This window comes from Nocardioides sp. Leaf374, assembly GCF_916862475.1.
In the GTDB taxonomy this organism is placed as follows: domain Bacteria; phylum Actinomycetota; class Actinomycetes; order Propionibacteriales; family Nocardioidaceae; genus Nocardioides; species Nocardioides kribbensis.
On sequence record NZ_CAKASO010000063.1, the window covers coordinates 1 to 12,935 of the forward strand.

Here is a 12,935-nt window from a genome sequence, read left to right on the forward strand (position 1 = left end):
GACCTGCCCCGCGCCCGCGCGCTCGCCGCGCGGGTGGGCCTCGGCGCGCTCCTCACGCTCGCACCGCTCGCAGCCAGGCGCACGCGGCCGCGACGTCGCTGACCGTCGCGACCCCGGCCGGCTCCGCCGGGCGGCGTACGACGACCACCGCCAGGCCGCCCGCGGCGGCGGCCTCCAGCTTGGGCCAGGTGTGGACCCCTCCGGAGTCCTTGGTCACCAGGACGTCGGCGCGGTGCTCCTCGACCAGCGCCCGCTCGCCGGCGAGGGTGTAGGGCCCGCGGCTGCGCAGCAGCGTCCACGCCTCGGGCAGGGCGAGCTCGGGCTCGTCGACGACCCGGGCGAGCACCGCATGGGCTTGCAGCGGGCCGGTGAACCGGCCGAGCTCTTGGCGGCCCACGGTGAGGAACGGGCGCCGGCCCAGCCGCGCGGTCAGTGCGGCGGCCTCGTCGTGGCCCTCCACCCAGTGCCAGGCCCCGGCCCCCGGGGCGTCGGACCAGCCGGGCCGGGCCAGCCGCAGCAGCGGCACGTCGACGCCGGCGGCGCTGTGGGAGATCCGCGCGGCGAAGGGGTGCGTGGCGTCGACGACGGCGTCGTAGCCGCGGGCGTGCTCGCGCAGGCCCTCCGGCCCGCCGAAGCCGCCGACGCGCACCTCACCCACCGGCAGCGCCGGACGGGCGACCCGCCCGGCCAGCGAGGAGACCACCTCGACGCCCTCGGTGACCAGCGCCGCCGCCAGGGCGCGCGCCTCGGCCGTGCCGCCGAGCACCAGCACCCTCACGCGTGGGTCCCCGCCGGCTCCGGCGCCCCGGGCGCCAGCACGGGCAGCCCCGCCGGGGCGCCGTGCGTCGCGAGGTCGAGCAGGGCGTCGACGTCGAGGTGCTCCTCGACGAGGTCGCCGAGCAGGTCGAGGCGCCGCTCGCGGGCGGCCGGGAAGGAGGCGGTGGAGGTGACGCCGAGGGCCTCGCGCAGGTAGGCCGCGCGGTGGGCGTCGTCCTCGAGCCGGCCGTGCACCATCGTGCCGGTCACGGCGCCGGCGACCCGCTCGCCGGTGGTGCGGCCGTGGTGGATCTCGTAGCCCGCCGGCTCGTGGGTGCGCAGCACCTTGTCGGGGCCGAAGACGGTCTCGAGGTCGAGCAGGCCGAGCCCCTCGACCTCGGCGCCGGGGTCCCCCTCCACGCCGTGCGGGTCGGCGATGCGCCGACCGAGCACCTGGCAGCCGCCGCAGATGCCGAGCACCGGGCGCCCGGCCGCGGCGTGGTCGAGCACGGCGCGGTCGAGGCCGCGCTCGCGCAGCCAGGCCAGGTCGGCCAGGGTCGCGCGGGTGCCGGGCAGCACGACCAGGTCGGCGTCGGCCAGGCCCTGCGGGGTGGTCACGAAGCGCACGTCGAGGCCCGGCTCGAGGTCGAGCGCGTCGGCGTCGGTGACGTTGCTGATCCGCGGGAAGCGCACGACCGCGACCACCGCCCGGTCGCCCCCGGAGCGCCCGGAGCGCTCGCGGCGCGCCTCGAGGTCGAGGGCGTCCTCGCCGTCGAGCCACAGGTCGGGGCTCCAGGGCAGCACGCCGAAGGTGCGCCGCCCGGTCGCGGCGGCCAGCTGGTCGAGGCCCGGCGCGAGGAGCGAGACGTCGCCGCGGAACTTGTTGACCACGAAACCGGCCACCAGGGCCTGGTCGCCCGGCGGGAGCAGGGCGACCGTGCCGAGGAAGGCCGCGAAGACCCCGCCGCGGTCGATGTCGCCCACCACCACCGTGGGCAGGCCGGCGTGGCGCGCGAGGCCCATGTTGACGTAGTCGCCGGCGCGCAGGTTGATCTCCGCGGGGCTGCCCGCGCCCTCGGCGACGACCACGTCGACGCGGCCGGCCAGGTCGTCGTAGGCCGCGTGCGCGGCGGCGGCCAGGTGGCGCCGGCCGTCGACGAAGTCGCGCGCCGAGACCTCGCCGGCCGGGCGGCCCATCACGACCACGTGGCTGCGCCGCTCGGAGCCGGGCTTGAGCAGCACCGGGTTCATGGCCACCTCGGGCTCGGTGCGCGCGGCCAGGGCCTGCACCCACTGCGCCCGCCCCATCTCCAGACCGTCGCGGGTGACCATGGAGTTGTTGGACATGTTCTGCGCCTTGTAGGGCGCCACGCGCAGCCCGCGGCGGGCCAGCGCCCGGCACAGCCCGGTGGTCACCACGCTCTTGCCCGCGTCGGAGGTCGTCCCGGCGACGAGCAGACCGCTCACGCCGCCGGCTCCGGGGCGCGCAGCAGGTAGATGTCCATCACCCAGCCGGCCGTCTCCTTGCACCGCGCGCGGGCGGCCTCCACCTCGGCCACGACGTCGCGCACCCGACCGGCCACGAGCTCCTCGCTCGGCGTGCCGAGGTTGCCGCCCCACCAGATCGACCAGTCGCCCAGGTCGAGCCCGGGCCCGGTGAGGTCGACGACGCGGTTGAGCATGACCACGACGTTGTCCTGGCCCTGCCCGTGCGGCGGGGGCAGCACGGCCTCGGCCAGCCGGCGCCGTGTCGTGACGTGGAGGGCCTGGCCCACCTCGTGCAGCACGAGGCGGTGTCGCGCGGCCAGCAGCTGCACCGAGGAGATCCCCGGCACGACGCTGACCTCCAGCGGCAGCCGGCGGCCCACCCGCTCGAGCACGCGGATCGTGGAGTCGTAGAAGGCGGGGTCGCCCCAGACCAGGAAGCCCGCGTCGCCGTCGTGGCCGCGCAGGGCGTCCTCGTAGGCGCGGGCCCGCGCGTCGTGCCAGGCCTCGACGGCCGCGTCGTACTCCTCCTGGGTGCCGGTGCGCTCCGGGCGCCGCTCGCGCGAGGGGTCCTCGATGCGCACGACGACGGGGGCGGCGTCGAGGTGGCGGTCGAGCAGCCGCTCGCGCGCCACGACCAGCGGGTCGGGCATGCCGCCGCGCTCGGAGGTCAGCGCGGCGGACTTGTCGGAGACCACGAAGTACGCCGACTCCCGCATCGCCCGCACCGCCTCCAGCGTGACCTGGTCGGGGTCGCCCGGCCCCACCCCGATCACCCGGACCCGCTTCACGCCCGGTCCTCGGCCCGGTCCTCGGCCCGGTCCTCGAGGTCGCCCTCCAGGTCGAGGTAGACCTCCTGCATCGCGGCCAGCACCTCGGGGTCGGGCTCGGCCCACAGGCCGCGGTCGCGCGCCTCGTGGAGCTTCTCCACGATGCCGCGCAGCGCCCAGGGGTTGGAGCGGCGCATGAACTCCTGGTTGGTCTCGTCGAGCACGTACTCCTGGGCCAGGGTGTCGTACATCCAGTCGTGCACGACGCCGGTCGTGGCGTCGAAGCCGAAGAGGTAGTCGACGGTGGCGGCCAGCTCGAAGGCGCCCTTGTAGCCGTGGCGCTGCATCGCGGAGATCCAGCGCGGGTTGACCACGCGGGCGCGGAAGACCCGGTTGGTCTCCTCCTGCAGCGTGCGGGTGCGCACGGCGTCGGGCGTGGTGGAGTCGCCGACGTAGGCCTGCGGCGCGGCGCCGGTCAGCGCACGCACGGTGGCGACCATGCCGCCGTGGTACTGGTAGTAGTCGTCGCTGTCGGCGATGTCGTGCTCGCGGGTGTCGATGTTCTTCGCCGCGACCTTGATCCGGCGGTAGTTGGCCCGCATGTCGTCGGCGGCCGCGGCGCCGTCGAGGTCGCGGCCGTAGGCGAAGCCGCCCCAGGCGGTGTACACCTCGGCCAGGTCGGCGTCGTCGCGCCAGGTGCCCGACTCCACCAGCTGCAGGATGCCGGCGCCGTAGGAGCCCGGCTTGGAGCCGAAGATCCGGGTGGTGGCCCGGCGCTCGTCGCCGTGCTCGGCGAGGTCGGCCTGGGCGTGGGCGCGCACGTAGTTGCTGGCGTGCGGCTCCTCGAGGCCGGCGACGAGGCGCACGGCGTCGTCGAGCATGGCCACGACGTGGGGGAAGGCGTCGCGGAAGAAGCCGGAGATCCGCACCGTGACGTCGATGCGCGGGCGGCCCAGCTCCTCCAGCGGCACGACCGTCAGGTCGTTGACGCGCCGCGAGGCCTCGTCCCACGACGGACGCACGCCGAGCAGGGCCAGGACCTCCGCGACGTCGTCGCCGGAGGTGCGCATCGCGCTGGTGCCCCACACCGAGAGCCCCACCGAGGCGGGGTAGTCGCCGGTGTCGTCGAGGTAGCGCTGCACGAGCGACTCGGCCATGGCCAGCCCGGTCTGCCAGGCCAGCCGCGAGGGCACGGCGCGGGGGTCGACGGTGTAGAAGTTGCGCCCCGTCGGGAGCACGTTGACCAGCCCGCGCAGTGGCGAGCCCGAGGGGCCGGCCGGCACGAAGCCGCCGTCGAGGGCGTGGAGCACCGCGTCGAGCTCGTCGGTGGTGCGGGCCAGGCGCGGGACGACCTGGGTCGCGGCGAAGGCCAGCACCCGCTGCACCTCGGGGTCGTCGTGCAGCCCCGCCGCGGCGGCGGGGTCCCAGCCGGCGGCCTCCATGCCCTGCACGAGCGCGCGGGCCCGCTCCTCGACGCCGTCGATGACCGTGGTCGCCTCCGCGCCCTCCTTGAGGCCCAGCGCCGCGCGCAGCCCCGGCACCGACGCGGTCTCGCCGCCCCAGACCTGGGAGGCGCGCAGGATGGCCAGCACCAGGTTGACCCGGGCCTCGCCGTCGGGCGCCTGGCCCAGCACGTGCAGCCCGTCGCGGATCTGGGCGTCCTTGATCTCGCACAGCCAGCCGTCGACGTGGAGCAGGAAGTCGTCGAACTCCTCGTCGTCGGGGCGCTCGTCGAGCCCGAGGTCGCGGTGCATCTCCGCGGCGTGCATGAGCTGCCAGATCTCCCCGCGCACGGCGGGCAGCTTGGCGGGGTCCATCGCCGCGATGTTGGCGTGCTCGTCGAGCAGCTGCTCGAGGCGGGCGATGTCGCCGTAGGTCTCCGCACGCGCCATCGGCGGGATGAGGTGGTCCACGATCGTGGCGTGGGCGCGGCGCTTGGCCTGGGCGCCCTCGCCGGGGTCGTTGACCAGGAAGGGGTAGATCAGCGGCAGGTCGGCGATGGCCTGGTCGGTGGCGCAGCTCGCCGACAGCGCGGCGTTCTTGCCCGGCAGCCACTCCATCGAGCCGTGCTTGCCCAGGTGCACCACCGCGTGGGCGCCGAAGCCGCCGGTCTCCACGTCGCCGCCGACCCAGCGGTAGGCCGCGAGGTAGTGGTGCGAGGGCGCCATGTCGGGGTCGTGGTAGATCGCGACGGGGTTCTCCCCGAAGCCGCGCGGGGGCTGGATGAGCAGCACGACGTTGCCGGCCTGGATCGTGGCCAGCACGATCTCGCCGGCGTCGTTGACGAAGAGCTCGCCGGGCGACTCCCCCCAGGTCGCCACGACGTCGTCGCGCAGCGCGGCGGGCAGGTCGACGGTCCAGCCGTCGTACTGCTGCTTCGTGATCCGCACGTGGGCGTCGGTGAGCTGGGCGTGGGTCAGCCACTCCTCGTCCTGCCCGCCGGCGTCGATGAGGGCGTGGATCAGCGCGTCGCCCGCCTCGGTGTCGTCGTCGAGGTCGAGCCCCGGGACCGCGCCGGCCGGGCCGAGGTCGTAGCCCTCCTCGCGCATGCGCCGCAGCAGCCGCACGGTCGAGACCGGGGTGTCGAGGCCCACGGCGTTGCCGACCCGGCTGTGCTTGGTGGGGTACGCCGAGAGCATCAGCGCCACCCGCCGCTCGGCGGGCGGCACGCGTCGCAGCCGGGCGTGGCCGACCGCGATGCCGGCCACCCGCGCGCAGCGCTCGGCGTCGGCGACGTAGCGGGGCAGCCCGTCGGCGTCGATCTCCTTGAAGGAGAACGGCGCGGTGATGATGCGCCCGTCGAACTCGGGGATCGCGATCTGGGTCGCGGAGTCCACCGGGGTCACCCCGTCGTCGGAGGCCTCCCACTCCGCGCGGCTGCTGGTCAGGCACAGGCCCTGCAGGATCGGGATGTCGAGCGCAGCCATGCGGGCAACGTCCCACGCCTCGTCGTCGCCGCCGGCGCTGGCCGTGGCCGGGGTCGACCCGCCCGCGGCCAGCACGGTCACCACGAGGGCGTCGAGGGTGCCCAGCGCGGCGTAGAGCTCGTCGGGGGCCGAGCGCAGGCTGGAGGAGAAGATCGGCACGCCGACCGCGCGGCCGGTGGCGTCGACGGCGTCGGCCAGGGCGTGCACGAAGGCGGTGTTGCCGCTGGCCTGGTGGGCCCGGTAGTAGAGGATCCCCACCCGCGGCAGGTCGGCGGGCAGGTCGGCGGGCCGCTCGGCCAGGCCCCACTCCGGCAGGGCCGCCGGCGCCTCGAAGCCCTCGCCGGTGAGCAGCACGGTGTCGGAGAGGAAGGCGTGCAGCTGGGCCAGGTTGTCCGGGCCGCCCTCGGCGAGGTAGCGGTGGGCCTGCGCGGCCACCCCGATCGGCACCGACGACTGCTCCATCAGCTCCGCGCTGGGCTGCTGCTCCCCGCCGAGCACGACCACGGGCATGCCGGTGGCGCGGATGCGGGCGAAGCCCGAGCAGAGGTCCTGCGGGGAGCCCAGCACCCGGCCCACGACGAGGTCGCAGCGCTCGATGGTCTCGGCCATCGACTGGTGGCCGGGGCGGGCGGGGTTGGCCCAGACCCAGTCGGCGCCGCTGGCGCGGGCCGAGAGCAGGTCGGTGTCTGAGGTGGAGAGCAGCGCGATGCGCACGAGGGCCTCCTCGGGGTTCTCGCCCCGGTGGTAGTGGCGGAGTCCCGTGGCCAGTATCTGGCTGGGCCGTCGGGGGCGCAGGGCCTCGCGACGGCGTCACAGTGGCGGAACCGCCCCGGACTGGGCATCGCTGCCGCACCGGGTTCCTGGGTCCACGAGACGTGTAGCGGCAGCCTAGGCCATCCCGCGCGGCGCGGGGCGGGCCAGCCGCTGGGCGGCGACCGGGCGCCCGTCGACCAGGTGCTCGGCGACGATCCGGTCGACGGAGCCGGCACCGACGCGGGCGTACCAGACGTCGTCGGACTGCACCGCGACCACCGGGGCGTGGTTGCACGGCAGCAGGCAGCCGGTCTGGGTCAGCAGCACGTCGTCGTCGCCGAGCCCGTGGGCCATCAGGGCCAGCACCACCGCCTCGGCGGTGTCGTCGGAGCCGCGCGCGGTGCACCGCGGCCCGCGGCACACCAGCACCTGGTGGCGGTGGGCGGTGACCTCCTCCCACGCCGACGAGGTCAGCCCCGCCTCGGCGCCGGTCACCGGCGTGGCCGCGGCGACCAGCCGCGCGACCCGCTCCCCCGCGCCGGCGGCCGGGTCGAGGTCGGCCAGCAGCGCGCCGGCGACGCGCACCTGCGGTGCGTCGTCGCCCCGCTCGCGCCACCAGTGGGCGACCACGCGCCGCAGCCACGACGCCCCGGGGGCCAGCGGCCCGGTCGCGACGCCGACCACGACGACGCGGCGTACGCCGGAGCCGGCGAGGCGGGTCAGCTCGCGGGCCGGCGAGGGGTCGCCCTGCTGGAGGTGGGCGACGCTCGCGCCGACCTCGGCGGCGAGCGCGGCCAGCTCCGCGCCGGCGCGCACCTCGCGCACCGACATCGTCACCAGCACGACCTGCTCGTCCACGCGGGGGAACCTAGCAGCGCCCCCGCCGGCGCCCGCTCAGCTCGTCGGGTGCCCGAAGCTGCCGCGCTGGAAGGCCTGGTAGGCCTCCATCACCTCGGCCTTGGTGTTCATCACGAAGGGTCCGGCCCACGCCAGCGGCTCGCGGATCGGGCGACCGCCGAGCACGACCACGTCGAGGCGCGGCGAGCGGCTCTCCTGACGGCCCGCGGCCGAGACCGTGAAGTAGTCGCCGGCGCCGAGCACGGCGGCCTGGCCGGTGCGCAGCGGGCGGCCCTCCTCCCCCACGGTGCCGTCGCCGTTGAGCACGTAGACGAGCGCGTTGAAGTCGACGTCCCAGGGCAGGTCGAGGCGGGCGCCGGGCTCGAGCGAGGCGTGCACCAGCGCCATCGGCGTGTACGTCGACCCCGGCCCGGCGTGGCCGTCGACGGTGCCGGCGATGACCCGCACGAGCGCGCCGGCGTCGGCGGAGGTCAGCAGCTGCACCTCCCCGGAGCGGATGTCCTGGTACCTCGGGGTGCTCATCTTGGCGTCGCGGGGCAGGTTCACCCACAGCTGGAGGCCGTGGAAGAGCCCGCCGGACTGCACCAGCCACTCCGGCGGGGCCTCGATGTGCAGCAGCCCGGAGCCGGCGGTCATCCACTGGGTGTCGCCGTTGGTGATCGTGCCGCCGCCACCGTGGGAGTCGTGGTGGTCGAAGGTGCCGTCGATGATGTAGGTGACGGTCTCGAAGCCGCGGTGGGGGTGCCAGGCGGTGCCCTTCGGCTCGCCCGGCGCGTACTCCACCTCGCCCATCTGGTCCATCATGATGAACGGGTCGAGGCGGGCCAGGTCGATGCCGGCGAAGGCGCGGCGCACGGGGAAGCCCTCGCCCTCGTAGCCCTGGGGCGCCGTGGTCACCTGGAGCACCGGCCGCGGCTGGTCGCCCAGCCCGGGGCCGCGCACCCGGTCGAGGGTGGTCAGGTCGTCGACGGTGATCGCAGGCATGGCCCGATCCTAGCCGCGCCTAGTTGAACATTCAACGGCTCGCGTCAGGTGACGGCCGGGAGGTGCACCGTGAAGGTCGCGCCCTCGCCGAGCGCCGAGTCGACCTCCATCCGGCCGCCGTGGCGGGCGACGACGGCGTGGGCGATCGAGAGCCCGAGCCCGCTGCCGGGGATGGCCTGCTTCTGGGCGTTGGAGGAGCGGAAGAAGCGGGTGAAGAGGTGCTCGAGCTCGGCGGCGGGGATGCCGATCCCGGTGTCGCTGACGGTGAGCACGTGACAGGTCTCGCCCGGTCCGGTGCCCGCCACGAGGCGCACGACCACCCGGCCGCCGTCGGGGGTGAACTTCACCGCGTTGCCGACGAGGTTGATCACGACGCGCTCGAGCAGGTCGCGGTCGCCGACCACCGGCAGCGGCTCCTCGGGCAGGTCGACCTCGAGCACGGTCGAGCCGCGCTCCAGCCCGGGCGACACCACGGCGCAGCCGGCGCGCACCACCTCGCCCAGGTCGAGGACCTTCTCGGCCATCCCGAGGCCGTCGTGCTGCACGGTGGAGAGCGTGAGCAGGTCGTCGACGAGCCCGAGCAGGCGGTCGCTGTTGCCGATGACCCGGCGCACCGCGCGGAGCTGGGCGTCCCCCAGGGCGCCGAAGTCGCCCTCCTCGAGCATCTCGAGGTAGCCCACGATGCTCGTGATGGGGGTGCGCAGCTCGTGGCTGACGCTGGAGATGAAGGCGTCCTTGACCGCGTCGACCTCGCGCAGCCGCTCCAGGGCGTCCTGCACCGCCCGCTCGGCCTCGAGCCGCTCGGTGACGTCCTCGGAGATGCTCAGGTAGCCGACCGGGCGACCACGGTCGTCGAGGATCCGGTCGAGGGTCATCGAGTGCGTGCGCTCCGTGCCGTCCTTGCGCACGAAGCCGATGTAGGCGCCGGCCTGACCGGGCTCGAGCATCCTGCCCGCCACGGTGTCGAAGTCGTCGGCCACCCCGAGCTCGGCCGCCTTGCGCTGCACCCCGTGAGGACTGTGGAGCATGGCGGAGTCGCGGCCCATGACCTCGGCCGCGGTGTAGCCCAGCAGCTGCTCGGCGCCGGGGTTGAAGAGCGTGATGCGACGCTCGAGGTCGGCTCCGATGATGGCGTCGGAGGCGCTGTGCACGACCCGCTCCAGGGTGTCGCGCTCGGCCGCAGCGGTGCGGGCGGCGCGGATGTGCTCGCCCACGCGCAGCAGCAGCGGCACGACGATCAGCGCGCAGGTCGCGATGAAGGCCGAGAGCAGCACGCCGCGCAGGTCGGGGTCGAGGTCGAAGCGGCCGGGTGCGTCGGTGAAGGGGCCACGACCGGAGGCACTCATGAGCACCGCGAAGGCCAGCACCGCCACCAGCTGGGCGAGGGCCTCGGGAGCGCGCAGCCGCAGGGCGCTCCAGGCCAGCACCGGCACGACGAGGAAGACGACCGACGGGAGGTCGGTGGGCACGAACACGGCGGGGGCGACGGTCACCACCGCCGCCCACTGCAGCACGCGCTCACCGCGACCGGCGATGGCCTCGTGGTCGGGCAGCCGCGACCACATCGGGGTCAGCACGAGCTGGGACCCGAGGTGCGAGACGGCGAGCGCCAGGGCCACCAGGGCCGGGTCACCGAAGCCGGTGACCGCCGAGGTGAGCGCACCCGTCGAGGCACCGACAGCCGCCCCCGCGAGGCACGCCACGACGTAGCGACGCAGGTCGGCGTCGTGGCGCAGCCGCCAGCGGCCCTCCTCACCCTGCGACAGGATCGCCCACACCACGACGGCCTCCAGCGCGACGCCCGCGCCGTACCCGACCGCGACGTCGCCGGGGCGCCCGCCGAGCCGGATGGTCAGCACCGCGAGGGCGAGCACGAGCAGCGCGAGCACCGGCACGGCGCGACGAGGGGCGAGCAGCAGCAGGCCGCTGGCCAGGCCCACGGGCCAGATGCCGATGGCGTGGCCGGTGTCGGGCGCTGCCGACACCGCGGCGAGGCCCATGGCGCCGGTGAGCAGCGCGAGAGCCGCGACGGCGAGCAGGCGAAGACCCGGCACGACTCCCCCTCCCGGTGTCGGTCCCGGCCTGAGTGAAGCACGCCCGCGCCGTCGGCGGCGCCGGTTCACCACGACTCGGGCGCGAGCGCCGGCTGAGAGACGTCTCAGCCGTGCTCGGGCGAGGCGCGTGGCGCGGCTCGGCGCCGCGAGCACTACCGTGGCCCGATGAGCTCTTCGGGTGCGCCCACGCGGTCCTCCTACGACGTCGTCGTGGTCGGCGGCGGCCACAACGGCCTGGTCTCGGCGGCCTACCTCGCGCGCGCAGGTCTCTCGGTCCTGGTGCTCGAGCGCCTCGACCACACCGGCGGCGCCGCCGTCTCGGCCCCCGCCTTCCGCGGTCACGACGTGCGCCTCTCGCGCTACTCCTACCTCGTCTCGCTCATGCCCGAGGCGCTGATGCGCGACCTCGACCTCGAGGTTCGTCTGGAGTCGCGCACCACCGCCTCCTACACCCCGACGTCGCGCGACGGGAAGCCTGGCGGGCTGCTCGTGGAGCGCCCCGAGGGCCCCGCCACGGCGCGGTCCTTCGCCGACCTCACCGGGGGCGAGGAGGAGTACGCCGCCTGGCGGGAGTTCTACGCCGACGTCGCCGACCTCGCCCACGCCGTCGCCCCGACCCTCCTCGAGCCGCTGCCCGGCGAACGGGCGCTGCGCGACCGGGTCGACCCCGACATCTGGCGCGACCTGGTCGAGCGCCCGCTGGGCGAGGCCGTCGAGCGGCGCTTCCGCGACGACACGGTGCGCGGCGTGGTGGCCACCGACGCCCTCATCGGCACCTTCGCCTCGCTGCACGACCCGTCGCGGGTGCAGAACCGCTGCTTCCTCTACCACCTGATCGGCAACGGCACCGGCGAGTGGCGGGTGCCCGTCGGGGGCATGGGCGCCATGACCGACGCGCTCGCCGCGGCGGCCGGGCGCGCGGGCGCCGAGCTGCTGACCGGAGCGGGCGTCTCGGCGATCCGTCCCACCGGCGAGGGCGCCGACTCCGGCGCCGAGGTGACCTTCCACGCCGGTGGCCGTGACCACGTCGTGAGCGGGCGCCACGTCCTGGCCAACGTCGCGCCGTGGGTGCTGGAGATCCTCCTCGGCGGCGTGGAGGACGCGGCGACGAAGCCCGAGGGCTCGCAGCTCAAGATCAACCTGCTCCTCGACCGGCTGCCCGCCCTGCGCTCCGGTGTCGACCCTGCCGTGGCCTTCGCCGGCACCCTCCACCTCGCCGAGGACTACAGCCAGCTGGAGCGGGCCTACGCCGACGCCGCCGGCGGGTCCGTGCCCACCGCCCTCCCCGGCGAGGTCTACTGCCACACCCTCACCGACCCCTCGATCCTCGGGTCGGCCGCCGGCTCGGGCACCCACACGATGACCTACTTCGGCCTCCACACGCCCGCCTCGCTCTTCGCCGACCCCGCTCGCCGCGAGGCCGCCAAGGCCGAGGCGGTCGCCCGGGCCATCGCCTCCCTCGACGAGCACCTCGCCGAGCCGCTCGCGTCGTGCGTGGCCCGCGACGCCGACGGTCAGCCGTGCATCGAGGCCAAGATCCCCCAGGACGTCGAGGCCGACCTGGCCATGCCCGGGGGCCACATCTTCCACGGCGACCTCGAGTGGCCGTGGGCCCCGGCCCGCGCGCGCCTCGACACCCCGGCACAGCAGTGGGGCGTGCAGACCGCCCACGACGCCGTCCTGCTCTGCGGCTCCGGCGCCCGGCGCGGCGGCGCCGTCTCCGGGATCGCCGGCCACAACGCCGCCCAGGCCGTCCTCGCCTCCCGCTGACCGGTCCCCGCTCCGTCGATTTCGCCGCCCGGTGGCCCGCTGGTAATATTCTTCTCGCTTCACCGCGCGGCATTAGCTCAATTGGCAGAGCAGCTGACTCTTAATCAGCGGGTTCGGGGTTCGAGTCCCTGATGCCGTACCACCCACGAGAGGCCCTCCCGGTTCGCCGGGAGGGCCTCTCGCCATTTCCCGACCTGCCCCCTTCCCCGCCGGGGGCGAGCCCGCACAGCCCACAGCCGTCGGGCGGGAGGCCCCAGCACCCCGCTGGTCGAGCAGGGAGCGCCAGCGCTCCGGTGGTCGAGGAGGGAGCGCCCGCGCCCCGGTGGTCGAGGAGGGAGCGCCATCCCCGCGGTGGTTGAGGAGGGAGCGCCAGCGCCCCCGGTGGTTGAGGAGGGAGCGCCAGCGACCGTTTCGAAACCACGGCCGACACGGTGGTTGAGGAGGGAGCGCCAGCGCCCCCGGTGGTTGAGGAGGGAGCGCCAGCGCCCCCGGTGGTTGAGGAGGGAGCGCCCGCGCCCCGGTGGTTGAGGAGGGAGCGCCAGCGACCGTCTCGAAACCACCCTCGCGCGACAGCGCAA

At 75.3% G+C, this 12,935-nt stretch carries 8 protein-coding genes and 1 tRNA gene; 2 read left to right on the plus strand and 7 right to left on the minus strand.

Going from position 1 to position 12,935, the window contains the following annotated elements; genetic code table 11:
• Positions 1-52: 52 nt before the first annotated feature.
• The 7 genes from LPA27_RS18410 to LPA27_RS18440 form a co-directional block, all read right to left on the minus strand.
• Complete coding sequence (locus LPA27_RS18410) at positions 53-778, minus strand: cobalt-precorrin-6A reductase (protein ID WP_228943383.1); 726 nt, start codon at positions 776-778, stop codon at positions 53-55.
• Complete coding sequence (locus LPA27_RS18415) at positions 775-2,223, minus strand: cobyric acid synthase (protein ID WP_228943384.1); 1,449 nt, start codon at positions 2,221-2,223, stop codon at positions 775-777. Before LPA27_RS18415 ends, LPA27_RS18410 begins: the two co-directional genes overlap by 4 nt.
• Positions 2,220-3,032 (minus strand): precorrin-6A synthase (deacetylating), encoded by an 813-nt coding sequence (gene cobF, locus LPA27_RS18420; protein ID WP_228943386.1) that lies wholly within the window; start codon positions 3,030-3,032, stop codon positions 2,220-2,222. Before cobF ends, LPA27_RS18415 begins: the two co-directional genes overlap by 4 nt.
• Positions 3,029-6,652, minus strand: coding sequence for a cobaltochelatase subunit CobN (cobN, locus tag LPA27_RS18425; protein WP_228943388.1), 3,624 nt, complete (start codon positions 6,650-6,652; stop codon positions 3,029-3,031). The genes cobF and cobN overlap by 4 nt, the downstream gene beginning before the upstream one ends.
• 174 nt (positions 6,653-6,826) lie before the next feature.
• A complete protein-coding gene (locus LPA27_RS18430) occupies positions 6,827-7,549 on the minus strand; it encodes a (2Fe-2S) ferredoxin domain-containing protein (protein WP_228943390.1) in 723 nt (240 codons plus the stop codon).
• Positions 7,550-7,585: 36 nt separating this feature from the next.
• Positions 7,586-8,533, minus strand: coding sequence for a pirin family protein (locus LPA27_RS18435; protein ID WP_228943392.1), 948 nt, complete (start codon positions 8,531-8,533; stop codon positions 7,586-7,588).
• A gap of 44 nt (positions 8,534-8,577) precedes the next feature.
• Positions 8,578-10,587 carry an ATP-binding protein gene (locus LPA27_RS18440; protein WP_228943394.1) on the minus strand — a complete coding sequence of 670 codons (2,010 nt, stop codon included), beginning with the start codon at positions 10,585-10,587 and terminating at the stop codon, positions 8,578-8,580.
• A 165-nt stretch (positions 10,588-10,752) separates the two neighbouring features.
• Between LPA27_RS18440 and LPA27_RS18445 the strand changes: the two genes are divergently transcribed.
• The gene (locus LPA27_RS18445; RefSeq protein ID WP_056863692.1) at positions 10,753-12,357 is read left to right on the plus strand and encodes a phytoene desaturase family protein; all 1,605 of its coding nucleotides are present in this window, start codon (positions 10,753-10,755) and stop codon (positions 12,355-12,357) included.
• A gap of 66 nt (positions 12,358-12,423) precedes the next feature.
• A tRNA-Lys gene (locus tag LPA27_RS18450) sits at positions 12,424-12,499 on the plus strand.
• Positions 12,500-12,935 lie beyond the last annotated feature (436 nt).